This window comes from Lysobacter sp. TAB13, assembly GCF_052113885.1.
Taxonomy (GTDB): Bacteria; Pseudomonadota; Gammaproteobacteria; order Xanthomonadales; family Xanthomonadaceae; genus Lysobacter; species Lysobacter gummosus.
In genome coordinates this window covers 46,213-68,533 of sequence record NZ_JBFRDR010000008.1, presented here as the reverse complement: position 1 = coordinate 68,533, position 22,321 = coordinate 46,213, and the positions used below count along the sequence as shown (strand labels likewise).

24 protein-coding genes are annotated in these 22,321 nt (G+C 66.1%); 14 read left to right on the top strand and 10 right to left on the bottom strand.

All coding sequences use genetic code 11. The features are described from left to right. Positions 1-301: 301 nt before the first annotated feature. From AB4Y92_RS11600 to AB4Y92_RS11590, 3 genes are read left to right on the top strand one after another with little or no spacing between them, the layout of a single operon-like run. A complete protein-coding gene (locus AB4Y92_RS11600) occupies positions 302-640 on the top strand; it encodes a hypothetical protein (protein ID WP_441819790.1) in 339 nt (112 codons plus the stop codon). Then, positions 637-1,056 (top strand): zeta toxin family protein, encoded by a 420-nt coding sequence (locus AB4Y92_RS11595; protein ID WP_441819789.1) that lies wholly within the window; start codon positions 637-639, stop codon positions 1,054-1,056. The genes AB4Y92_RS11600 and AB4Y92_RS11595 overlap by 4 nt, the downstream gene beginning before the upstream one ends. Continuing rightward, the gene (locus AB4Y92_RS11590) at positions 1,037-4,426 is read left to right on the top strand and encodes a peptidoglycan-binding protein (RefSeq protein WP_441819788.1); all 3,390 of its coding nucleotides are present in this window, start codon (positions 1,037-1,039) and stop codon (positions 4,424-4,426) included. Before AB4Y92_RS11595 ends, AB4Y92_RS11590 begins: the two co-directional genes overlap by 20 nt. Positions 4,427-4,563: 137 nt before the next feature. On the opposite strand, the gene AB4Y92_RS11585 is transcribed toward AB4Y92_RS11590, so the two are convergent. Next, positions 4,564-5,730, bottom strand: a complete 1,167-nt coding sequence (locus AB4Y92_RS11585) for a PilT/PilU family type 4a pilus ATPase (protein ID WP_441819787.1) — start codon at positions 5,728-5,730, stop codon at positions 4,564-4,566. 120 nt (positions 5,731-5,850) lie between these two features. Then, positions 5,851-6,888 (bottom strand): type IV pilus twitching motility protein PilT, encoded by a 1,038-nt coding sequence (locus AB4Y92_RS11580; RefSeq protein WP_057941936.1) that lies wholly within the window; start codon positions 6,886-6,888, stop codon positions 5,851-5,853. A gap of 176 nt (positions 6,889-7,064) precedes the next feature. On the opposite strand from AB4Y92_RS11580, the gene AB4Y92_RS11575 reads away from it, so the two are divergent. The 3 genes from AB4Y92_RS11575 (at position 7,065) to AB4Y92_RS11565 (ending at position 9,499) form a co-directional block, all read left to right on the top strand. Continuing rightward, positions 7,065-7,775 (top strand): YggS family pyridoxal phosphate-dependent enzyme, encoded by a 711-nt coding sequence (locus AB4Y92_RS11575; RefSeq protein ID WP_441819786.1) that lies wholly within the window; start codon positions 7,065-7,067, stop codon positions 7,773-7,775. A 417-nt stretch (positions 7,776-8,192) separates the two neighbouring features. Next, positions 8,193-9,029: a pyrroline-5-carboxylate reductase gene (gene proC / locus AB4Y92_RS11570; protein ID WP_441819785.1), complete on the top strand. Its 837-nt coding sequence runs from the start codon at positions 8,193-8,195 to the stop codon at positions 9,027-9,029. Further along, complete coding sequence (locus AB4Y92_RS11565) at positions 9,026-9,499, top strand: DUF4426 domain-containing protein (protein ID WP_441819784.1); 474 nt, start codon at positions 9,026-9,028, stop codon at positions 9,497-9,499. Before proC ends, AB4Y92_RS11565 begins: the two co-directional genes overlap by 4 nt. 12 nt (positions 9,500-9,511) lie before the next feature. Here AB4Y92_RS11565 and AB4Y92_RS11560 read toward each other — a convergent pair whose 3' ends face one another. Both AB4Y92_RS11560 and AB4Y92_RS11555 read right to left on the bottom strand, forming a co-directional pair. Then, positions 9,512-10,510, bottom strand: coding sequence for a lipase secretion chaperone (locus AB4Y92_RS11560; protein ID WP_441819783.1), 999 nt, complete (start codon positions 10,508-10,510; stop codon positions 9,512-9,514). Positions 10,511-10,513: 3 nt separating this feature from the next. Next, positions 10,514-11,458, bottom strand: a complete 945-nt coding sequence (locus tag AB4Y92_RS11555) for a lipase family alpha/beta hydrolase (RefSeq protein WP_441819782.1) — start codon at positions 11,456-11,458, stop codon at positions 10,514-10,516. Positions 11,459-11,712: 254 nt separating this feature from the next. On the opposite strand from AB4Y92_RS11555, the gene AB4Y92_RS11550 reads away from it, so the two are divergent. Continuing rightward, positions 11,713-12,525, top strand: a complete 813-nt coding sequence (locus AB4Y92_RS11550; RefSeq protein WP_441819781.1) for a cobalamin-binding protein — start codon at positions 11,713-11,715, stop codon at positions 12,523-12,525. 4 nt (positions 12,526-12,529) lie between these two features. Here the strand turns inward: AB4Y92_RS11550 and AB4Y92_RS11545 are convergent, their stop codons facing one another. After that, entirely contained in the window at positions 12,530-13,027 is a 498-nt protein-coding gene (locus tag AB4Y92_RS11545) for a DUF6053 domain-containing protein (protein WP_441819780.1), read from the bottom strand. A gap of 72 nt (positions 13,028-13,099) precedes the next feature. Here AB4Y92_RS11545 and AB4Y92_RS11540 point away from each other — a divergent pair, with 72 nt between their 5' ends. Next, positions 13,100-13,519: a GNAT family N-acetyltransferase gene (locus tag AB4Y92_RS11540; RefSeq protein ID WP_441819779.1), complete on the top strand. Its 420-nt coding sequence runs from the start codon at positions 13,100-13,102 to the stop codon at positions 13,517-13,519. 19 nt (positions 13,520-13,538) lie between these two features. Here the strand turns inward: AB4Y92_RS11540 and aac(6') are convergent, their stop codons facing one another. Next, positions 13,539-13,997, bottom strand: a complete 459-nt coding sequence (gene aac(6') / locus AB4Y92_RS11535; RefSeq protein WP_441819778.1) for an aminoglycoside 6'-N-acetyltransferase — start codon at positions 13,995-13,997, stop codon at positions 13,539-13,541. Then, positions 13,994-14,599 (bottom strand): pyridoxamine 5'-phosphate oxidase, encoded by a 606-nt coding sequence (gene pdxH / locus AB4Y92_RS11530; protein ID WP_441819777.1) that lies wholly within the window; start codon positions 14,597-14,599, stop codon positions 13,994-13,996. Before pdxH ends, aac(6') begins: the two co-directional genes overlap by 4 nt. 17 nt (positions 14,600-14,616) lie before the next feature. Between pdxH and AB4Y92_RS11525 the strand changes: the two genes are divergently transcribed. Then, positions 14,617-15,507, top strand: coding sequence for a kinase (locus tag AB4Y92_RS11525; RefSeq protein ID WP_441819776.1), 891 nt, complete (start codon positions 14,617-14,619; stop codon positions 15,505-15,507). Between the two features lie 724 nt (positions 15,508-16,231). On the opposite strand, the gene AB4Y92_RS11520 is transcribed toward AB4Y92_RS11525, so the two are convergent. Further along, positions 16,232-16,435 (bottom strand): dodecin family protein, encoded by a 204-nt coding sequence (locus tag AB4Y92_RS11520; RefSeq protein ID WP_057941912.1) that lies wholly within the window; start codon positions 16,433-16,435, stop codon positions 16,232-16,234. 154 nt (positions 16,436-16,589) lie between these two features. Here AB4Y92_RS11520 and AB4Y92_RS11515 point away from each other — a divergent pair, with 154 nt between their 5' ends. Together AB4Y92_RS11515 and aroB are read left to right on the top strand one after the other, a co-directional pair. After that, entirely contained in the window at positions 16,590-17,153 is a 564-nt protein-coding gene (locus tag AB4Y92_RS11515) for a shikimate kinase (RefSeq protein ID WP_441819775.1), read from the top strand. Continuing rightward, positions 17,150-18,253, top strand: coding sequence for a 3-dehydroquinate synthase (gene aroB, locus AB4Y92_RS11510; protein WP_441819774.1), 1,104 nt, complete (start codon positions 17,150-17,152; stop codon positions 18,251-18,253). Before AB4Y92_RS11515 ends, aroB begins: the two co-directional genes overlap by 4 nt. A gap of 74 nt (positions 18,254-18,327) precedes the next feature. On the opposite strand, the gene AB4Y92_RS11505 is transcribed toward aroB, so the two are convergent. Then, entirely contained in the window at positions 18,328-18,999 is a 672-nt protein-coding gene (locus tag AB4Y92_RS11505; protein ID WP_441819773.1) for a hypothetical protein, read from the bottom strand. Positions 19,000-19,344: 345 nt separating this feature from the next. Here AB4Y92_RS11505 and AB4Y92_RS11500 point away from each other — a divergent pair, with 345 nt between their 5' ends. Next, positions 19,345-19,800, top strand: a complete 456-nt coding sequence (locus tag AB4Y92_RS11500; RefSeq protein WP_441819772.1) for a hypothetical protein — start codon at positions 19,345-19,347, stop codon at positions 19,798-19,800. A 78-nt stretch (positions 19,801-19,878) separates the two neighbouring features. Here the strand turns inward: AB4Y92_RS11500 and AB4Y92_RS11495 are convergent, their stop codons facing one another. Further along, positions 19,879-20,520, bottom strand: a complete 642-nt coding sequence (locus AB4Y92_RS11495) for a cysteine hydrolase family protein (RefSeq protein WP_441819771.1) — start codon at positions 20,518-20,520, stop codon at positions 19,879-19,881. 100 nt (positions 20,521-20,620) lie between these two features. On the opposite strand from AB4Y92_RS11495, the gene AB4Y92_RS11490 reads away from it, so the two are divergent. Continuing rightward, positions 20,621-21,586, top strand: coding sequence for a helix-turn-helix domain-containing protein (locus AB4Y92_RS11490; protein ID WP_441819770.1), 966 nt, complete (start codon positions 20,621-20,623; stop codon positions 21,584-21,586). Positions 21,587-21,745: 159 nt separating this feature from the next. Beyond that, positions 21,746-22,000, top strand: coding sequence for a WGR domain-containing protein (locus AB4Y92_RS11485; protein WP_057941906.1), 255 nt, complete (start codon positions 21,746-21,748; stop codon positions 21,998-22,000). Positions 22,001-22,321: the final 321 nt, after the last annotated feature.

The window sequence follows — 22,321 nt, the reverse complement described above, 5'->3', positions numbered from 1 at the left end:
CTAATGTTGCATGCCCTGGGACTTCACGGACTGCATGACTTACGGACGCACTTCGAGAAGAGCAAGGCGATACCCGAATGAACATGGACAACATGCCTGATCTGCTTGATTTCCCTGGACGTAACGAGCAAGGATAATCCAGAACTGGATTTCGCTTACAAGGCACTTCTCAACCGTCCAGGCTGCTTCGAACTCTTCTTTAGGAAAATCTGATATCGCCGCAGCCATGTCTACATGGATAGTACAAAGGCAACAAAATGGCGCAGAGGCTAGCTCCATACAATCCAAGAAGGAACGCCCTATGACAGATGTTTCGCTACCCCCCGTTCCACAAAAACTACGGGAGACGCTCAAAGATTACCCGGAGCACATCGAGCGATTGCAGGCAGCGCTCAACTCAGCTGCTGAAAATCCATCTAAAGCCACTCTACCTTTCGAATTTGCCATTTGGATGCTGAAAGGGACGCTTGGTGAATTTGTCGATGAAGCACGAGACGAGGTTCAAGCTGCGCAAGCCAGGAACGATTCAATAGCTACTGAAAAGGCAAAAACCAAGAAGTTCATCTTCGGTGCGGCACGCGCTGACATGGGCGTGTTGTCCGAGCTTGAAGCATACTTTGACGCTCGGCATCCACAATGAACAAGCAAGACGTGCTAAGCGCCGAGGAGCATGCGCGAGTATTCCGAGAAGAAACACTTCCTCAATACAGACTCTCCGAAAAAACAAGCCTCGAAAAGCCCAGAGCGATTATTCTTGGCGGCCAGCCTGGTTCCGGGAAAGGCAGGCTATCTGGCAGGGCTACTGCTGAGTTGCATGGTGATGCAATTACTGTGGATCCCGATGACATTCGGGACTACCACCCCAATGTCAGCGATTTCCGCAAAGCCCACCCCTATACTTGGTCCGGGTTGACCCATGCGGATGCTAGCCAATGGGCCGACGAGTTGTTGGACGCCACGGTCAAATCAAAAAAGAACCTAATCTTTCGACACCACCCTGAGCAATGGACAATGGACTTCGGAGCTGATCAAAGATTTGCAGTCTCACGGCTATGAGGTCGAGGTACGCGCGGTCGCGGCACATAAGCTGGAAAGCGAACTTGGCGTTGACGGCCGGTTTGGCGCCAGCCTAGATGAATCGGGGTATGGCCGTTATGTCCCTGAAGGCGCACGCACGGCCATCTACGGAAAACTGCCTGTCAGCCTTGATATCGTTCACGCTCAAACTACTGCACCGATTCGCATCTTCAATCGTGAAGGTGAAGAGCTCTACGACAGTCGCACGAATACGCGTACGCCAGGTGCAGTATTGGAAGAGGCGCGCGAAGCCAGGTTAAAGAATCCGCGCGTGATGCAGCAGCTTGTTGAGGGCTGGCAGCAACAAGAGACGTGGCACGAAAAGCTTCCAGACGCCATCAAGCTCAACGACAAGGTATCCCCAGACACGGCCGTTCGAGTTGTGCAAGAGCGCACCGAGCTTAAAGTACAAGAGGGCGTCGTAGAGAGATCGCGTGGCGTCCAGCAACAGTGGCAGCAAAGCTTCCCGGATATCGCCCGAACCGGCATCGGCTTAAACCCCGAATCCGTCGATCTGGCTAAGCCTCAAATATTGTCGCGTGCAAACGAAGCGGCTGCACTCAACTCTGCCGAAAACATTGTCGAACACGCGCCGAGAGCGCCGGGAGTTTCACGCACTATAGGCGCCGCAGTAGGCCTAGGCGTAGCCGCCAGCGCCTACGACGCCATCGACACCGGGCAACGCGTCGGCACCTTGCTCGCGCAAGACAATCCGTTGGCCGCACAGTCGCAACTTTCCCACTACGCCGCGCGCGGCGTCGGCGGCTGGGTCGGTGGCGCGGCGACAGGTTTGGCGGTCGGCTGGGAGACCGGTCCGGGCGTCATCGCCTTCGTCGCGGTCGGTGCCGTGTCCGGCAGCTACGTCGGCGAGCAGGCGGCGCAGTGGTGGGACGATCGCAAAATCTACAACCAGACCGACCGCGACGGCGTCGCCTGGAACTACAACGGACAACAGTGGTTGCGGCAAGAAGCGGCCGACTTGCACGACGACGGCGTGAATCGCCCGGCGAAGCAATCGTTCTCCGCGCTGCCCGACAAAGCGCAGGAGCTGACCTTCATGGCCAGCAACACCGCGACCGCGTTGGCGATGGGCAAGTTGGAGCCGCCTCGCGATCCTTACTCGCTGCCCGCGTCCGATGGCGACGCCGCGAGTCTGCGACGCGCCGATTGGCAGCGTAACCCGCAAAGCGGCGAGTGGGATCGTAATGTCGTCGTGGGCTATGAGCAACGCGGCGTGCCCATGACGCGGCCTGAAGCTGCCAGCCCGGAACGGGCGGCGGAACTGGATCGCGCGTCGGAACAAGTGATCCGCGACAACATCGCCAACGGGCCGGCACCGATTGCTGCGCGCTACGAGTTGGCTTATCACAGCAACGGATGGGACCGGTTCGGAGCCGTGCCGACGGCAGTGCAAACGGCCTTGACCGACAACACCTTGATCGCTTCGGACGCAAAGCAATACCGCCGCGATGGAAGCGGCCAATGGCAGCGCGAAGGCGCGCCGGGCGAGACGCTGGCGCAAGGCAACTTGCAGCAAGAACTGGACCGAACCAGCGCCGCGTTGCAGCCGCAACTGGCGCAGCACCAACAGCAGGTCGCGACGATTCCGCAATGGCAGCCGCCAACGCGTGAGCAACTGGACCGCACTAATTTAGTTTCGACCTATGCCGCCAGCGGCGTTGCCCCCAACCCCGAGCAACTTGCCGCGGCGTTGGAAGCGGTGCAGCGAACACGCGAAGCGCAGGGCGTCGACGCCGCCACCACATCCTTGAACTTGCAGCCGAATGCGCACGGCGGCTTCGACGTGAACAGCCCCATCGAACATCTGCGTCGGGACGGCGACGGCGTCGTCCGCATTGCCGCGGTGACGAGCCGGGAGGAAATCGCGTTGGCGATGGTGGACCTGCGCTCGCAACCGGCGCTGGTGCCGGACACACCGGAATTACGAATCGCGGCGCTGTCGCCTCAACAACGCCAAGCGCACGAACAAGCCTTGCGCGAAGCCAATCGACAAGGGCTGTCGCACGATCAAGTTCAGCAAGTGACGCAACATGCGGCGGCGGTGGCGGCTTCGCCCGATGCGCCTCGCGCGGAGCCGATGCCCACCGATACGCCACCTACTCGCACGCAAGACTTTTCGGCAATGCCGTCGGATGCCCGGCCCGGGGTTGAACGCGCGTTCACTGCCGCGCCGCAAATGGTCGCCGCCGCCTCGCCGGTCCAATTGTCCCCCGAATCGGCGGAGCCTAAGTCGGAAGCCGACACGCAAGTGGAAACGGCACAGCCCGGGCAATTTCGCGGCGCGGCGCCTCCGCACATACCGTCTGAGCCGACCGTTCCCGCGCCTGTTGCGGCCATCCCGCCTGCCGCCGCTGGCGCGCAGACACGCGAGGACACATTACGTCCAGACAGCCAAGGGCAGGAGGTGGAGCTGTTGCAGTACCGCCTGCACCGGGTCGGCTACCGCGGCGCCGATGGCGAGCCGTTGCCGCAGACGGGGCGCTACGACGCCGCCACCGAACACGCCGTACGCCAGTTCCAACGCGATCAAGGCATCGCCGACACCGGCGTGGTTGATCCGGCGACGCAACAAGCGATATCGGCGGCGCAACACGCGCGAATCGAGTCCTCCAAGGCTCCTAGACACGAAACACCTGCAGCGCCCCCAAGTGCCGCGCTGTCGAATCCGGAACACGAACCACGCTTGCAGCCCGCCGCAGACGATAGCGCATCGCACAGCGCCCGGGATCCACGCAGGCCGGCTGCCGAATCTTCACCGCAGGTTCCATGGCCCGCGACCGTGCCTGCGGCAGATGCAAGGGATCGCAACGAACCGCCGCTGACAGCGCGCATCCGCGAGCCGGAACAGCACGCCGATACACCGGTCCCGAGTCGGCCCGTGTCGTCCCTCACCGCCTCACGGGACGACGAAGACCACATGCGCGAACCTGCGCGAAAATCGCCGCGCCTCACGTCTGAACCGCTGGCCGACCTGTCGCAACTTACGCCCAAAGATCAAGCCATGTTCGCCAAGATTCGCAACGGCGCACCGTCGAACGTGTCGGACGAAACCGTGGCGCACGCGATGCTGGAAGCCAAGCGCAACGGCATTCCGGATGCCGACCGAACCGGACAAGTCGGCGTCGTCGACGGCAAGTTGTGGGTGGGCGGCGTCACCCCGGGCTTTCATGCCAACGTTTCCGCCAGCGGCCCGGCTCCGCAGATGCAAGACACGTTGCGCGAAGTGCAGATGTTCAATGAGCAACGCGACAGGCAACAAGCGCAGGAGATGGCTCAGCAGCAGCGACAGCAAGAAGAGCAAAGTAACTCCATGCGGATGTCGCACTAACCTCGGGGTTGAACTCGGTTGCCGCCGGTGGATGACGACAATCCAGCATCCGCAATACTTGCGAACGCGCTTGACCACGAAAAAGCCCGGCATGGCCGGGCTTTTTCGTTGAGACAAGAAGCGAAGCCGAGGGCGACTTACCTGACCTCAGCCACCTCAACCCCATCCAACCCCTGCGACAAGGTCCGCGCATCGCCGCCCTGCGCCAACTTGATGCGCAACCGCACCTCGTTCTGCGAGTCGGCATAACGCAGCGCGTCTTCGTAGCTGATCTCGCCGGCCTGATACAGCTCGAACAGGGCCTGGTCGAAGGTCTTCATGCCGAGCTGCACGGATTCCTTCATCAGCTCCTTGAGCTTGTGGATCTCGCCGTCGCGGATGTAGTCCTGCGCCAGCGGGGTGCCGAGCAGGATTTCCATCGCCACGCGGCGGCCCTTGCCGTCGGGGGTCGGGATCAGCTGCTGGGCGACCACGCCCTTGAGGTTCAGCGACAAGTCCATCAGCAACTGGTTGCGGCGCTCTTCGGGGAAGAAGTTGATCATGCGGTCCATCGCCTGGTTGGCGTTGTTGGCATGCAGGGTGCACAGCACCAGGTGGCCGGTTTCGGCGAAGGCGATGGCGTGGTCCATGCCTTCGCGGGTGCGGATTTCGCCGATCATGATCACGTCCGGCGCCTGGCGCAGGGTGTTCTTGAGCGCGGCTTCCCAGCTGTCGGTGTCGATGCCGACTTCGCGCTGGGTGATGATGCAGCCCTCGTGGCGATGGACGAATTCGATCGGGTCTTCGATGGTGATGATGTGGCCGGTCGAATTCAGATTGCGGTAGCCGATCATCGCCGCCAGCGAGGTCGATTTACCGGTGCCGGTCGCGCCGACGAACAGGATGATGCCGCGCTTGGTCATCGCCAGCGTCTTGATGATCGGCGGCAGGTTCAGCTCTTCCACGGTCGGGATCTTGGTTTCGATCCGGCGCAGTACCATGCCGACCTGATTACGCTGGTAGAAGCAGCTCACGCGGAAGCGGCCGATGCCGGTCACGCCGATGGCGAAGTTGCATTCGTGGGTCTTTTCGAACTCTTCGCGCTGCTGCGGGTTCATCACGTTGAGCACGAGATCGCGACTTTGTTGCGGCGTCAGCGGGTTCTGCGTGATCGGGCTGATCTTGCCGTGGACCTTCATCGACGGGGGCATGCCCGAGGTGATGAACAAGTCCGAGGCGCGCTGGTGCGCCATCAGCTTGAGGAAGGAAGTGAAGTCGATCGCACCGGAGGCGGTGGTCGGGTTGGTCGGGGCCGGGTTGTTCATGGGCTACCTCCTCGGGAGGTTTAAAGCGGCGATGTAGTAGCCGGGGGATGTGGTGCGCACAACGTGCTGCTGCGGCGGGAACGGACCGGCGGCGCGGACAGTCGCGCCACCGGCGGTCGGTCATTCGAACAGTCGCTTGTCCTTGGCGTATTCGCGCGCCTGCGGACGCAGGATCATGCCGCGCTTGACCAAGTCCTGCAGATGCTGGTCCAGGGTCATCATGCCGTGGGCCTGACCGGTCTGGATCGACGAATACATCTGCGCGACCTTGTCTTCGCGGATCAGGTTACGGATGGCCGGGATGCCGACCATGATTTCCCAGGCCGCGGTACGGCCGCCGCCGACTTTCTTCAGCAGCGCCTGCGAGATCACCGCGCGCAACGACTCCGACAGCATCGAGCGCACCATCGGCTTTTCGCCTGAGGGGAACACGTCGATGATTCGGTCGACGGTCTTGGCCGCCGAGGAGGTGTGCAAGGTGCCGAACACCAGGTGGCCGGTTTCCGCCGCGGTCAGCGCCAGGCGGATGGTTTCCAGGTCGCGCAACTCGCCGACCAGGATGTAGTCGGGGTCTTCGCGCAGGGCCGAGCGCAGGGCCTCGTTGAAGCCGTGCGTGTCGCGATGCACTTCGCGCTGGTTGATCAGGCACTTCTGCGAGGTGTGCACGAATTCGATCGGGTCTTCGACCGAGAGAATGTGCGCGTACTCGTTCTTGTTGATGTGATCGATCATCGCCGCGAGCGTGGTCGATTTGCCCGAGCCGGTCGGGCCGGTCACCAAAATCAGCCCCTGCGGCTGTTCGATAAGCTGGCGGAAGATCGGCGGGCAGCCCAGGTCTTCCAGCGACAGCACTTCAGACGGAATGGTACGGAACACGGCGCCGGCGCCGCGGTTCTGGTTGAAGGCGTTGACGCGGAAACGCGCCAGGCCGGGGATCTCGAATGAGAAGTCGACCTCGAGGAATTCTTCGAAGTCGCGCCGCTGCTTGTCCGACATGATGTCGTAGACCAGCGCGTGGACCTGCTTGTGGTCCAAGGCCGGGATGTTGATCCGGCGCACGTCGCCATCGACGCGGATCATCGGCGGCAGGCCCGCCGAAAGATGCAAGTCGGATGCTTTGTTCTTAACCGAGAACGCCAAAAGTTCGGCGATGTCCATGCGTGCTCCCCGCACTGCAGGGACCCGTAATCCGGGTCCGTGAAAAGCCAGCCACTAGGGCCCAGCCGCTTTGTGGTCAGATGCAACTCTAAGCTGGAACCAAACCACCCCCAAGAGGCAGTATAGCCCCCGGACGGCACGCCCGATCCAGCCCCCTCATCACAGGATTCCCCCACGTGCACGAGCACGTCTTGCACGACATCTTGCATCAGTTGCAGCGCGCGGCGCATGACGCCGGCAGGCCGGTTCCTCGATTGCTTGCGGTCAGTAAGACCCAAGATGAGACCGCTGTCGCGAATCTGGCTTTACAGGGTCAAACGGCCTTCGGCGAGAACTACGTCCAGGAGGCGGTCGCCAAGCATGCGGCGATGGCGTCCACGGCGGCGGCCGGGCGGGCGCTGGAGTGGCATCTGATCGGTCATCTGCAATCCAACAAGGCCGCCGACGCGGCGGCGCTGTTCGACTGGGTGCAGACCGTGGACCGGCCCAAGCTGGCGGCGGCGCTGGCGCGGCATCGCGCGGCGCGGCCGGCGCTGGCGCCGTTGAACATCCTGATCCAGGTCAATATCGACGATGAGGCCAGCAAGCACGGCTGCGCCCCGGCCGAGGTACCGGCGCTGGCGGCGGCGATCGCGGCCGAGGCTTCGTTGCGGCTGCGCGGGGTGATGGTGATCCCGACGCCGCATGCCGACCCGGAGTTGCGGCGTCCTGCGTTCCGCGATGCCAAGGCGCTGTTCGATGCGCTGGCGGCTCAGTACGGGGCGGCGGTGGATACCTTGTCGATGGGGATGAGCGACGACTATCGGGTCGCTATTGCTGAAGGGGCGACAATGGTGCGGATCGGGACAGCGTTGTTCGGGGCGCGGGTTAGAGCGGCCGGGGTCTGAAATTCGCCCCCTATAGAATTCGCCCCCTTTGAAAAAGGGGGCTGGCGCCTGCATTGGGTGGATGCGCTGCGTGGCGGCTGCGCCGGGGGATTTGCTTCTCAGAGCTAAGAGCAAATCCCCCCTGCCCCCCTTTTTCAAAGGGGGGAACAGCAAAGGCCGGGGTCTGGAATTCGCCCTTTGGAATTCGCCCCCTTTGAAAAAGGGGGCTGGCGCCTGCGCTGGGTGGATGTGCTGCGTGGCGGCTGCGCCGGGGGATTTGCTTCTCAGAGCGGAGAGCAAATCCCCCCTGCCCCCCTTTTTCAAAGGGGGAACAGCAATGGGATCGGGAACAGACGGGGCGCGTTGCAGCCACGCATCGAAGCGCACGTCAGCGCAGCGATTGTTATCCTGCGTGAGTTTCAACCCACCAGGCCACACATGTCCGAATCCACCGCACTTCCTTCCGGCCCGGTCGCCTTCATCGGCGGCGGCAACATGGCGCGCAGCCTGATCGGCGGCCTGGTCGCACGCGGTTTCGCGCCGGCCGACATCCGCGTGGCCGAGCCGGTCGAGGCCTTGCGCGCGGACCTGCAGCGCGATTTCGGCGTGGCCTGCTTCGATAACGCGCAAGCGGCGGCCGAGGGCGCGGCGGTGTGGCTGCTGGCGGTCAAGCCGCAGGTGATGCGCGAGGTCTGCGCCGCCCTGGCCGCACAGGCGCGCGCGCAGCGGCCGCTGGCGATTTCCATCGCCGCCGGCATCACTGCCGGGCAGCTCGACCGCTGGCTCGGCGGCGAGGTCGCGGTGGTGCGGGCGATGCCCAATACGCCGGCGCTGCTCGGCGTCGGCATCACCGGTCTGTACGCCAACGCCGCGGCGACGTCGCGATTCGAGCAGGCCGCCGGCCTGCTCGCCGCGGTCGGGCCGACCGTGCGCATCGACGATGAGGCGCAGATGGACGCGGTCACGGCGGTCTCCGGCAGCGGCCCGGCTTATGTGTTCCTGCTCGCCGAAGCCATGCAGCAGGCCGGCATAGCGCAGGGCCTGAGCGCGGAGGCGGCGCGCGCATTGGTCCAGCAGACGCTGTTCGGCGCGGCGACCATGCTCACCCGCAGCGAAGAACCCGCCGAGGTGCTGCGCGCGCGTGTCACCTCGCCCGGCGGCACCACCCAGGCCGCGATCGAAACCTTCGAAGCCGGCGGCTTCCGCGCCCTGGTCGATCGCGCGATCGCCGCGGCCACCGAGCGCGGCCGGCAATTGTCGGCGGCGAACGAATGACGACGCGGCGCCTATTGGCATCGATGCTGTGCGCGGCCGCGCTGCTGAGCGGCTGCGGACGCGAAGCCTCGACGCCGTCGCCACAAGGCGGCCACACCACCAGCAACGAAGCGGTGCGCATCGGCGATGTGGTCATGAACATCAGCGCGATCCAGACCGACAAACTGCCGGCGCAGATCGTGCAGCGCTACGGCGCCGAGCGTAACGCGCGCACCGTGCTGATCGTCATCGCCGCGCGTTTCGGCGAAGACGCCGCCGCCACGTCGGTACCCCTGGACAAAGTGCAGGTGCTCGTCACCGACCTGCTCGGCCGCAAGCAGGAGATCGCGATGCGCGAAGTGCGCGACGGCGACTCGATCGATTACGTCGGCACGGCCACGGTGTCGCCGCCGGATACCCTGCGTTTCCAGGTGAAGGCGTCGAACAACCACGGCATCTATCCGGCGCAATTCAACCGGGATTTCTTCTAAGCCGCCCCCGGCTCACTGCCCCGGCAGCTTTCCGTTGCGCGTCAACGCATCCACCCGCCGTTGTTCGTTGGCGTCGAAGCGCGCGAGCAGCGCGTCCAGCCGCTGCTGACGCTGCCTCTGGCTGAGCGCATTGTCGGCGAGCACGCTCTGGCGCTGCGCGGCATAACTGCGCAGCCGCAGTTGCCATTGCGCGCGGCGCTGATCCAGTTCGCCCAGGCGCTGCGCGGCCTGCGCGCCGAACTGCGCTTCGCGCTCGGCGTAACGCGTGGCGGCATCGACGCCGGCGAGTTCGAACTCGCGGTTCTGCCGCAGCGCCGCGTCCAACTGCGCCGCCTGCGGCATCGCATCGGCCGACATGGCGTTGAGTTCGGCCAGGCGCCGGTTGCGTTCGGCCTCGCTCAAGCCGCGCTCGGCCAACAGTTTGCTGCGCGCATCGGCCAGTTCGAAGGCGCGCTCTTCTTCGGCGTACCAGGCATCGGCCAGGGCTTTGCCCAGGCGCTCGCGGCGCAGCGAGCGCACCCGCGCGAAAGTGCTTTCGCGGTCGTCGCCGGCCTGCGCCAGCGTCAGCGAATCGTGTTCCAGCAGCAGGTACGCGTCGAACCACGCCAGCACCGTCGCCAATGCCGGTGGCGCCAGCCGCGATTGCAGGTGTTCGAGCAAAGCCGAGCGGATCGCTTCGGGCGACTGCTCGCCGCTGCGGCTCAGGAAGTAATCGAACAGGCGGCGCAGCTCGCGATCCGGAACCGGCTGGCCTTGCGCGTCCAGGCGCACCGCGCCGTCCACGTCGGTATCGCGCAGCGAATCGCCCGCGGCGGCGACAGCGGCCGGATCGGCGACGGCGTTGCGGTCGCCGCCGAGGTCGGGATCGGAGATGCGCCCGGCCGGCCCGCTGCTGACCACCGGCGCTGCCCACAGCCGCGGCGTTTCGAACCAATGCCCGACCGCGAAGATTGCCGCGATCGCCAGCGCCGCAGCGCAGGCCATCGCGAAGATCGATGCGGCCGAGCGCATGGCTTACAGGCCCGTGTTCTTGAGCCGGTTGACCTGCGCGCGGTAGACGCTGGTCGGGTTCGAGCTGAAAACGCCGCGCAGGCCGGCGATCTGGTTGACCTCGTCGAGATGGTTCCAGCCGTAGTCGTCGCGGATCACCTGGCCCCAGTGCGAGGAACAGCGACCGACCAGGCCGTCGTTGGCTTCGCCGCCGAACAACAGGCCGCCGGCGATCATCGCCAGGTCGGAGCCGTCGAAGAAATTCGTCGAGTTCGACGTACCGCCGAAGGAGTAGTAGGCGATGCCGTTGACCTTGGCCGCGCCCGCGCCGCAGGCCGTGGCCGGCTTGCCTTGTGGATAGCGCGCGTTGAAGCGCGCCGCGCCGGCGCTGTCGAGCGCCTTGAGCGCCGCCAGCGAGTCCTGGCTGTTGTTGCTGCCCGACAACAGTCCGATCAGATCGGCGAAGGCATTGACGAATGAGGCCACCAGCGGCCGCAACGGCGAGCCTTCAGGCAGCGTGGTGCCGACGAAATCGGCGACCTTGCTGCCGGCGTGCGGCGAGCCGACCGAGGTCATCGACGCGACCAGATCCGGACGCACCGAGGCGACATAGCGCGCGGTCGGGCCGCCCTGGCTGTGGCCGATCAGATTGAACTTGCTGTAGCCGTGCAGGGCCTGCAGGGTTTCGAGCTGATCGATCAGTTCTTCGCCGCGCACTTCATTCGAGTTGGCCGCGGTGACCTGAGCGACGTAGACCTTGGCGCCGCCGGAGCGCAAAGCCTGCGGGATGCCGAACCAGTAGTCGTAAACGCCGCCGATGGCGTCGAAGCCGAACAGGCCGTGCACCAGCACCACCGGGTAGCGGGTCTTGGTGTAGTCGTCGGCCGACGCGGGGAACGCGCTGGCGCACAGCAATACCGCCAGCAGCAACGGCGCGCCGAGCAGGCGGCCCAGATGGAGTCGCGACATGATCCCTCCCGATCGTGTGTGGACGTCGGCAGCCCGACGCCTCGACTGTACGAACGGGTATGGAACACACACGCCGCGCTGCACCATAGCCGCGCGAATTGTGACTTCGAGATATGAATGGGGCTCGGCGAAGCTGAATTAGGCCCCGGAATTGCTGCGCTGCGGCGAAATTGCGCGATCCAGGCGCCCGTTCTCGCTCGCGCTTGCCCGCTCGCTGGCCGACAATCCCCCTCCCGCCGTCAGCCGTTGGATTCATGGGCCCGCAACGCATCGTCTGCCTCACCGAGGAACCCACCGAGACCTTGTACCTGCTCGGCGAGCAGCACCGCATCGTCGGCATCAGCGGCTTCACCGTGCGCCCGGCGATCGCGCGCAAGGAAAAGCCCAAGGTCAGCGCCTTCACCAGCGCCAAGATCGGCGAAATCCTCAAGCTGAAACCCGACTTCGTCGTGGGTTTTTCCGACATCCAGGCCGAGATCGCCAGCGAGTTGATCAAGCACGGCATCGAGGTGTGGATCAGCAATCACCGCAGCGTCGAGGGCATCGTCGATTACGTGCGCCGCCTCGGCGCGCTGGTCGGCGCCGGCGATCGCGCGGCGGAACTGGCCGCCGACCTGGAACGCCGCATCGCTGTTGCGCGCGAACGCGCCGCCGCGCTGCCGCGGCGGCCGCGAGTGTATTTCGAAGAATGGGACACGCCGCAGATCACCGGCATCCGCTGGGTGTCGGAGTTGGTCGGCATCGCCGGCGGCGACGACGTGTTTCCCGAGCACGCGGCGATGTCGCTGGCGCGCGACCGCATCCTGGCCGATCCGCTGGAAGTGGTGCGTCGCGCGCCGGATCTGATCCTGGGCAGTTGGTGCGGGAAAAAATTCCGTCCCGAACAAGTCATCGCGCGTCCGGGCTGGGACGCCGTGCCGGCGGTGCGCGACGGCGAACTGCATGAGATCAAGTCGCCGATCATCCTGCAGCCCGGACCTGCGGCGCTGACCGCGGGGCTGGATGCGTTGGGCGATGTGATCCAAGGCTGGGCGGCACGGCGACATGGGGAGAGCGCGGCGCGTTAGTTCGTCATCCGGCCGACAGGCCGCTTGCGAGCGTTGCCCCGAAGTCTTTTGTAGGAGGGGCTTCAGCCCCGATGCTCTTCGGCCAGATCATCGCGCCGGATCGAAAAGCATCGGGGCTAAAGCCCCTCCCACAACAAACCTCCTGCATTCGTCGAGCGAGAGCACAGAGTTCATTGATCCTGCCCGCTGGCCGATCACTTCCGCCAAGCGCCGCCACAAGGTCTTTTGTGGGAGGGGCTTCAGCCCCGAGGCTCTTCGGCCAGATCACTGCGGCGGATCGAAAGGCATCGGGGCTGAAGCCCCTCCCACAACAAACCTCCCGCATTCGTCGAGCGAGCGCACAGAGTTCATTGATCCGGCCCGCTGGCCGATCACTCCCGCCAAGCGCCGCCACGAGGTCTTTTGTAGGAGGGGCTTCAGCCCCGATGCTCTTCGGCCAGATCACCGCGACGGATCGAAAGGCATCGGGGCTGAAGCCCCTCCCACAAAAACCCTCTCCCACAAAAGAAGCTCGCCCCGAACCTGGGGCGAACCGCAGTTGTATCGTCCCCGCCGCGATGCGATCGTGCCGCGCATGAACCCAACCGACGCTGTCGTCTATACCCGCGAAGCCACCATAGCGGTCGCCGATTTCCAACGCGTGCTGGTCGATTCCGGCCTCGGCGCGATCCGGCCGGTGGACGATCTGCCGCGTCTGCAAACCATGCTCGACAACGCCAACCTGATCGTGACCGCGCGGCGCGGCGACGGCGAACTGATCGGCGTGGCGCGCTGCTTCACGGATTTTTCCTGGTCGTGTTACCTGTCGGAACTGGCGGTGTCGCCGCGCGCGCAAGGCCTGGGCATCGGCAAGGGCCTGCTCGATGAAACCCGGCGCCAACTCGGGCCCACGGTCAGTCTGATTCTGGCGTCGGTGCCGGAAGCGGTCGGTTTCTACGAACGCGCCGGCATGGCGCGCATCAACGAGGCGTTCTGGTACAAGCGCGAACGTTGAGCGGCGGCCGGGCTTCGGCTCAGATCAGCGAGCGGCGGAAATACACCACCCGCTCGGTCTCCTCGAACCCGCAACCCTCATGCGCCCGATGCGCCTGCGGGTTGTCGAGCAAGGCGTCCGAGGCCAGTTCGCTGCAGCCGCGCTCGCGCGCCCAGGCCGCAACCGCGTCGATCAAGGCGCGGCCGACGCCGCGATGCTGTCGCAGCGGCCGCACATACCAACCTTCAAGAAACGCGACCGGCGAACTGTCGGTGCCGTTGACGTAATCCGTGCGCAGGCTGGCCTCGGCGAAACCGAACAACTCGCCGCCCTCATCGACCGCCACGAACGCGGCGAAGCGTTCGCTGCGCGCCAGCATTGCTTCGATATCGTCGGTGTGCCGCGACGGATCTTCATCCGGCCACAAGGCCTGTCGCAATCGCGCCCACGCCTGCAGATCGGCCCGCGCCGCCGCGCGCACGAGCCAGGTTTCGCTCACGGATACAGCATCCGCTTCGACCATTCGCCGGCGCGATCGCATTCGTACAGCCAGCGCTCGTGCAGGCGGAAATCGGCGCCGTACCAGAACTCGATCTTGTCCGCGCGCACGCGCAGCCCAGTCCAGCGCGGCGGCCGGGTCACTTCGCGGCCTTCGAATTTCGCCTCGACCTCGGCCAGACGCTGCTCGAAGCTGGCGTGATCGGGCAAGGTCTCCGATTGCTTCGACGCCCACGCGCCCAGCTGGCTGCCGCGCGCGCGGGTGGCGAAGTAGGCGTCGGCCTCGGCGTCGCCGACGATTTCCACCGCGCCTTCGATCCGCACCTGCACGCCGTGGCGCACGCGCGGCCAGTGGAACAACAGCGCCGCATGCGGATTGGCCTGCAACTCGCGGCCCTTGCGGCCATCCAAGTGGGTGTAGAAGACGAAACCGCGCGCGTCGTGCGCCTTCAGCAGCACCGTGCGCAGCGACGGCCGCGCGTCGAGCGAGGCGGTGGCGATGCTCATCGCGGTCGGATCGGGCTCGCCGGCGGCATGCGCTTGTTCGAACAGCGCGTCGAAAGTGGCGAGGGCTTCGTCGAGGAGGGGGGCGGTCGGGTTCATTGCGCTATTGTGATCCCATGTCGCCGCGTCCGCATCCGTCCGCCGCAATCGGCAAATCCGCCGCGCCCGAGCCCGCGCGCACGGGCGGCTTCGATGCGGATTTCGTCGCCCGCGTGCTCGACGACGCGCTCGCCGCCGACACCCGCGTCTACGCGATCAGCGGACTGCAAGGCAGCGGCAAATCGACGCTGGCCGCGCAACTCGCGGCGGCGGCGCGCGCACGCGGCCTGCGCACGGCGGTACTGTCGATCGACGATTTCTACCTGGGCCGGCGCGAGCGCCTGCGACTGGGCCGGCACGTGCATCCGCTGCTGACCACGCGCGGGCCGCCCGGCACCCACGAGGTCGCCCTGGCCTGCGACGTGCTCGACCGCCTGCGCGACGGCCACGCCGTGCGCCTGCCGCGCTTCGACAAGCTGCGCGACACGCGCCTGCCGCCGTCGCGCTGGGCGCGCGCCGAAGCGGTCGATCTGACCGTGTTCGAAGGCTGGTTCCTGGGCACTCCGGCCCAGGACGAGGCCGAACTGCGCGCGCCGGTCAACGCGCTGGAGCGCGAGCAAGATCCGCACGGCATGTGGCGCGGCTACTGCAATCGCGCCCTCGCCCAGGACTACCCCGCGTTGTGGTCGCGCCTGCGGCGCATGCTGTTCCTGCGCCCGCCCGGCTTCGACATCGTGCTGGAGTGGCGCTGGCAACAGGAACAAACGCTGCAGGCGCGCCGGCCGCAGGCGCAGGCGATGAACCGCGCCCAGGTCGAGCGCTTCGTGCGCCTGTTCGAACGGGTCAGCCGGCAGGCCTTGGCGCGGCTGCCGGACATCGCCGACTGGACGGTGGATCTGGATCGGCAGCGGCGGGTAATTGTGTCGGGGGCTGGGGCAGGCCGGTCTGAAAGCCGTCGGCGCGATTGAACATCGGACTCGAGGAGGAGGCTTTGATATGGGAAAAATCGATGCTCGGGCCGCCAGCTCCGTACACGACGAGTGCCGTATTGGATGCGGCCCATGAATGTCATCCGGCAACTAAAGCTATCAGGCATTTTGGTCGCGGGCGCGATATGCCTTGGCTCGTGTGGTTACGGCTCTAACAAGGCATATGCGCAAGCCCAGCTCGAGACTTTGGCACGCGATGGACGTTTGCTGGATCAAAAACATATCGCGGTAGCCGCATGCATTCGCGCCCATCCTCACGGCATGGAGCTAATCGATTGCTCCGCTAAAGACGCGGGAATTTCGCTCGAATCGTCTGACACGTCTACGCGCTCAGACTATGCGCGCTTCTACGAAATGGCGCTTCGTTCGCAGGTAGAATCCAGGCCGCCGCCGAAAGTTTATATATGCGGAGCGTTCCATCTTGCTTCGCGAGGGAATGGCCGACGGATTGCCGTGGAGTCTATGAGCAGCAGCGGTTTTCCCGCGGAATGCCGAATCAATGCGGGTACGGCTCGCTAATTTGAGTCTATCGACCCAAACCATTGATCTGCCTACGATTGAATGCGGAGTCTTTTGGCTCCACGGTCTTTCGGAAGGCTAATTCTCCCGCCGCAAAGTCTTCATCCTGTGCGTAATAGAGAATGCCCACCCCGCCGCGGGCCGGGCCATTCAACGCCCGGCCCGACCGGCATGAGCTCCCCCCTCACTTCACCACGAAGGTGACCTTCAGGTTGACCCGCCATTCGCGGATGTTACCGTTCTCGTCGGTGACGACCTTGATCTCGTTGACCCAGGCGCCCTGGATGTTCTTGACCGACTCGGCGCACTTGGCCAGGCCGGACTTCACAGCGTCCTCGATGCCGGTGCTGGAAGAGGTGGTGAGTTCGATGACCTTGGCGACCGACATGGGCTTTCTCCTTGCGAAACAGGGATAAGTGAGGCGCCGCCGTGGCGGCGGCGCGCAGGTCCGGCGCCGAACGCGCGGCGACGTGGCCCTGAGCCTAGGCGCGGCCGCGTTAAGGCCACGCAAGCGCGGGCGCCGCGTGCCCTACAATCGGCGCATGAATCCGGCCAGCAATCTGATCCTGGTCGGCCCGATGGGGGCCGGCAAAACCTGCATCGGCAAGCGCCTGGCCGAACGCTTCGGCCTGCGCCTGCTCGATGCCGACCGCGAAATCGAGCAACGCACCGGCGCCAGCGTCGCGGCGATCTTCGAGCACGAAGGCGAAGCCGGTTTCCGCGCCCGCGAAAGCGCGGTGCTGGCCGAGCTGCTGGCCAACGACGGCCTGCTGCTGGCGACCGGCGGCGGCGCGGTGCTGGCCGAGGACAACCGGCGCCTGCTGCGCGAGCGCGGCTATGTCGTGCAACTGCTGGTCAGCGTGGAGCAGCAGCTCGAACGCCTGGCGCTGGACCGCAGCCGCCCGCTGCTGGCCCGCGGCGATCGCGAGCAGGTGCTGCAGCAACTGGCGCTCACGCGCGCGCCGCTGTACGCGCAGGTCGCCGATCTGCGCTTCGACACCGGCGCCATGAGCGCCGCCGACGCCGCGCTCAGGCTGGCGCTCGAACTCGATCTTCACTGGCGGCGTCCGCCGCCGTCTTCTTCTGTGTCCGGAGTCAATGCATGAGCGCGGTACGTAAGGTCGAGGTCGCCGGCGAGAACGGCTACAGCATCGAGATCGGCCCCGGCCTGCTCGAAGACGGCGCACGCCTGGGCAAGCCCTTGCGCGGACGCCATGCGTTGATCGTCAGCGACGGCAACGTCGCGCCGCTGTATCTCGACGGCGTGGAGGCGACCTTGCGCGCGGCCAGGCCGGGCCTGACCCTGGCGCGGTTCGTGATGCCGCCGGGCGAGCACGAAAAAACCCTGGCCCGCTTCGGCGAATGCCTGCACGCGCTGGCCGCGCTGGGCGCGACCCGCGACGCGACCGTGATCGCGCTGGGCGGCGGGGTGATCGGCGATCTCGCCGGCTTCGCCGCGGCCTGCTGGATGCGCGGGATCGATTGCGTACAGTTGCCGACCACGTTGCTGGCGATGGTCGACTCCTCGGTCGGCGGAAAGACCGCGGTCGATCTGCCAAGCGGCAAGAATCTGGTCGGCGCCTTCCACCCGCCGCGCGCGGTGATCGCCGACACCGCCGCGCTGCGCAGCCTGCCCGAGCGCGAACTGCGCGCCGGACTGGCCGAAGTGGTCAAGTACGGCGCGATCTTCGACGCGACCTTCCTCGACTGGCTGGAAGCGCACGCCGACGCTCTGCTCGCCCGCGACGACGACGCCCTGGCCGAGGCGATCGCGCGCAGCTGCGCGTACAAGGCCGAAGTGGTGGCGCGCGATCCGTTCGAACGCGGCGATCGCGCCATGCTCAACTTCGGCCACACCTTCGGCCACGCCATCGAAACCGAACAAGGCTACGCCGGCACCAGCGGCGACGGCCTCAATCACGGCGAAGCGGTCGCAGTCGGCATGGTGCTGGCCGCGCGGTTGTCCGCCGCGCTGGGTCGCGCCAGCCTCGCCGATGCCGAGCGTCTGCAACGTCTGCTGCAACGCCTGGGCCTGCCGACCGCGATTCCGCCCGGATTGCCGCCGCAGGCGCTGCTCGCGCGCATGCGCCTGGACAAGAAGGCCGATGCCGCGGGCTTGCGCTTCGTGCTGTGGGACCGCGCTGGCGCGGCGCGGATCGTGTCGGGCGTGCCCGATGAAGATGTGCTGACGGTGCTCGCCGCCTGAGGCGCCACCGATGCGGCGAGCGCGTACCACCGCTCGCCGCATCGCCGCCCCGCCGCGCGCGGCGCGCGCCGGTGTCAGTCCGGCCAGCCGGCCGCGTGCCGCAGATACTCGATATGCCCGTCCTGCAACTCGGTCACGTACACCGTGGTCAGGATCGGATGATTGCCCCACACCAGGCCGCAACGCGTATTGACCGGATTGATGCCGGCATCGCGTTGGACGTACTGCACCTGCGGGTAGTCGGGCTGGCCGACATTGTTCGCGATGCTCAAGGCCCAATGCTCCCAGGTGTACCAATGGTCGGACGCCATCACGATCGCGTAGCGCGTCGGCGCGGTGCCGTTTTCGTCCGATAACGTCAACCCGGCGAGAACCATGCTCAAGCGCGCCAACGCGCCGGTGCAGGCTTCCTGCGCCCCGTCGTCGAGATCGATGAACGCTTCCTGGAAGTTATCCGCGAACGCCTGCGCCTGGGCATCGGCGGCGGCGTTGTCGAAGGTGTCGTGCACCCACGCCACGAAATCGGGATTCATGCCGGTCATGATGCCGGCGTCGTTGAACGTGATGGCCTGCTCGAAGATCGTCGGCGGCGTGTTGGCGGCCAGACCGCCGGGGCCGCCGAACAGGGCGAAGCCCCAGCACGGCGACTCGGGATACGGATCGGGCCAGTCCGGATCGATTTCGGTGCCGGCATCGAGTTCTTCTGCGGCGAGTCCTTGCAACTGCGCGTTGGTCAGTACCGGCATGGGTCGGGCTCCTGGGGATGGACAGTCGGCGCAAGCCATCGACAGCGAACCTGCGCGTCACTGCATCCAACGCGGCCCGACGGCGCTTGTGAATCCAGCGCGGCCGCGATCGATCGGCGGCGATGGCCGTAACCACAACGCGCTTCACACCAGCCGCACCGCCTCGTTCTTCCGCCATGCACCGACCACACCGGGGACTCGCGACGCATGGCCTTGAACCCGCTTCATCTGCTGCTTTTGCAAGGCGCGGCGACCCGGCAGGCACGCGGGTCCGGCGCGCCGGCCGCGCCCGCCTCGACGACCGCCGCTTCAGCCGCTTCCACCCCAACCAGCAAGGATCCGATCGTGGCCAATCAATTCGAATTCCTCGACAAGCACTTCGATCCCACCGACATTCCCGAGGTCGCCGCGCAGACCGCGTACGAGCGCTTCGGCAACTACCCCAACGCGCGCATCAGCACGGTGATCTTCGGCATCAGCTGGACCGTGCTGACCGATTCGATCAGGCATGCGGTGCTGAACTACGTCAACGGCGGTGTGTACGGCAATTCGGCCTACGCCACCTTGGACATGGATCGCAGTCAGTGGAACATCGTGCTGACCGGACTGCAGTTCGTGAACGCCACGCGCGTGGTGGTGCGCGGCCGCCCGGAGTATCAGATCGACGAATACAACAACGGCTCGGTCTTCGTCAAAGCCGAGGCGCTCGGCGGGCAGTTGCTCGGAGACATAGTGCACCTGGAGACCGGCTTCGGCACCTGGGTCCAGGAGGTCAAGCTGAAGAACTCCGCGAATTTCTGATCGCCACGGCCGGCTCGATGAGCGCCGGCCGTGCGTGCTGCCCGCATCGGGCCGATGCGGACGGCGATTGCCGAAGGCTCAGGCCGCGGCCTTGGCCCGCGCCCGCGCGCGCTGGTTCGAAGCGTAGGGATTGTCGATCTGCAGCGTGGCGCCTTCGCGTACCGCGGCGATCCATTCCTCGGTGCTGGCGACCGCGGCGAAGCGGCTTTGGAACACCACGCTGAAGACGCGATGGATTTCCTCCGCGGTGACGTGGCCGGCGCTGTTCTCGTAGGACAGCGAGCCGGTGGCGTCGTTGAGGAACTCGACGTGATAGCCCAGGTGCGCGGCTTCGAACACGGTCGAAGCGTCGCAGTTGTGGGTCATGTAGCCGATCACGCTGATCGTGTCGATGCCGTTGCGCTGCAGCCAGTCGTTGAAGTCGGTGCCGGCGAAGACGCTGGGCAGGTTCTTCTCGATGTAGTGATCGCGCGGCCGCGAGGCGACGACTTCGTTGAGTTCCCAACCCGGACGGCCCTTGTCGAACACCGGAGTGCCGGCGGGCGCGGTGTTCTGCACCACCACCACCGGAATGCCGGCGGCGCGCGCGGCGTCCATCGCGCGGCCGACGTTGGGCAGGGTGCGGCCGACCGGCGGGTACTCGATCGGCAGGCCGTCGGCGAAGTAATCGTTCTGCACGTCGATGACGACCAGGGCGCGTTTTTGCGTGATGTGGCTCATGGCGGACTCCGTAGGTGTGGGCTGGAAAGTGAGGCCATTGTTGGCCTCGCCCGGTTCTGGCGACAGTGACCCTAACGACAATATTCGATAGAATCGGGCCATGAACACCGACACCCCTCTGGCCCGCCTGGCGGTGGTCGCTTTCGACCGCATCAGCCCCTTCCACCTGTCCGTGCCCTGCCTGGTGTTCGAGGACCGCGGCGAGCTCGACCTGCCGCCGTTCGAGCTGCGCGTGTGTGCGACCGAGCCCGGGCCGATCCGCACCCGCGCCGGTTTCAGCATCGGCGCCGCGTATGGGCTGAAGACGCTGAGCTGGGCCGACACGGTGATCGTGCCGTCGTGGCGCGATGCCGACGAACGCGCGCCCGAGCCCTTGCTCAAGGCGCTGCGCCGCGCCCACGACCGCGGCGCGCAGATCGTCGGCCTGTGCCTGGGCGCGTATGTCCTGGCGCAGGCCGGACTGCTCGACGGCCGCCGCGCGACCACGCACTGGAGTTGGAGCGAGCACTTCGCCGCGCGCTATCCGCAGGTGCAACTGCAGCGCGATGTGCTGTATGTGGACGACGGCCGCATCACCACTTCGGCCGGCACCGCCGCCGCGCTGGACTGCTGCCTGCACCTGTTGCGGCGCCGTCATGGCGCGGAGATCGCCAACCGCGTCGCGCGCCGGCTGGTAGTCGCGCCGCACCGACAGGGCGGGCAGGCGCAATACATCGAACAACCGCTGCCGGCCTCGGCGCAGGACGACCGTCTGGCCGCGGTGCTGGCCTGGGCGCTGGCGCATCTGGATCAGCCGCACAGCCTGGACGCGCTGGCCGAGCGCGCCCTGATGAGCCGGCGCACCTTCACCCGCCGCTTTCGCGACAGCACCGGCACCACGGTCGGCGAATGGCTGGCGGGGCAACGGCTGGCGCGCGCGCAACGGCTGCTGGAAACCAGCGATCACGGCCTGGACGCGATCGCCGCCGACACCGGCTTCGGCACCGCGGCCTCGCTGCGCCAGCACTTCTCGGCGCGGCTGGGCACCTCGCCTTCGGCTTATCGGCGCGGCTTTCGCGGCGCTTGAGGGCGCGCGCGGCGCGGCCGCCGTGCCGCTCGCCGGGCCGACAGGCCCGCGGAACGGCCCGAACCGACCGCGGCCAGCCCCGTGGCTGCAACGCAGCGGCGTGCGGACCGCGACATCGCGCCCACCCGGCCGCGCCCCGGCAGCCGCTACAATCGTCCGGTGCGCCTACTTCTCCAACAACGGCCCGACGGCCGCGAAGCCCCGCGCTTCGTGCAACTGATGCTGCAGCCCGACTTGCTCGGCGGCTGGGCGCTGGTGCGCGAAACCGGTCAGATCGGCGGCCGCAGCACGGTCCGGCGCGAGCAGTTCATGGACCACGACAGCGCCCTGGCGGCGCTGGAACATGCGCGGGACCAGCAGCTCAAGCGCGGGTTCCAGCTGATGTTCAGTCAGGGCGCCGAAGCGCCGCGATGAAGCGTTGGCTGGGGCGCCCGGCTTGGGCGGGAAGAGCGAATCCCCCCTGCCCCCCCTTTTTCAAAGGGGGGAATGCGTCGTGCAGGGATGTCGCTGCCGCGAGCACATCGCTTCGGCCGATTCCCGCTGATGCTCAGTCAGGGCGCCGAAGCGCCGCGATGATGCGTTGGCTGGGGTGCCCGGCTTGGGCGGGAAGAGCGAATCCCCCCTGCCCCCCCTTTTTCAAAGGGGGGAATGCATCGTGTCGGGATGTCGCTGCTGCAAACACGTCGCTTCGGCAAACCCGCGCAACAACAAGCCGCATAGAACCCGCCTACCGGG